Below are 830 nucleotides of genomic sequence, written 5' to 3' on the forward strand. Positions count from 1 at the left end.
CAAAATGGGCTGAATTAAAAAGTATAAGATGGCTCGGTCAAATGTCTAGTCATATTCAGACGTTTATGCAAGTCAGTCTTAAAATTACTAACGTAAGCTTGTCTGAGATAGTTCCCTTTTCATTTATAATTGAGGATGACCGTTTATATTCTCGGGGTTGCGGCGTTTTTCAAGGTAGTTGTCGCCTGAGCATTTAAGCTGCTTGTTTTTCCTTCTCCGGGTTCAACTTAACGTCACCCACTTTCTCCCAGTTCCGCGTAGCTTTTGACCACCTTATTTGGTTCTTTCTTTTCATCTTGCGATAAAGCTCATCCCTCTTCGATAATATTTCTTCATCCAGACCTAAGTGCCTTTGCTCTGGGGTAACAAAGTTAATTCGACTATGCCGGTGCTCTGTGTTGTACCAAGTGACAAACTCTTTCACCCAAGTTCTTGCTTCATCGATTGATTTAAATCCCTCAGATGGCCATCGACGACAGTACTTCAGGGTTCGAAATAGTGATTCTGAAAACGGATTATCATTACTTACACCAGGCCGACTTCGAGAGCTGGCGACACCCAAATCCTGCATTTTTGCTTGCATNGTTAAGCTCTTCATTGGGCTACCATTATCCGAGTGCAACACCAGGGATTTTCTGACGCACTTTTCTGACCAAACACTGCGCTCAAGCAATGCTGCTGCATGTTCTCCTTGCTCGGACTCATGCACTTCCCAGCCAACAATTTTGCGACTGAAGATATCTTCTATCATATACAGNTAATAATACCGCCCTATCACAGTTGCAGGGCAGTACGTAATATCCCAACTCCAGACTTCATTTGGCCCAGTG

Annotated in this window: 1 protein-coding gene; it reads right to left on the bottom strand. The window is 43.4% G+C overall.

The features are described from left to right. Positions 1 to 193: 193 nt before the first annotated feature. On the bottom strand, positions 194 to 830 hold a 637-nt coding region (locus A3761_RS04740; protein WP_068749907.1), incomplete at its 5' end, for an IS3 family transposase.

The organism is Oleiphilus sp. HI0123 (genome assembly GCF_001635315.1).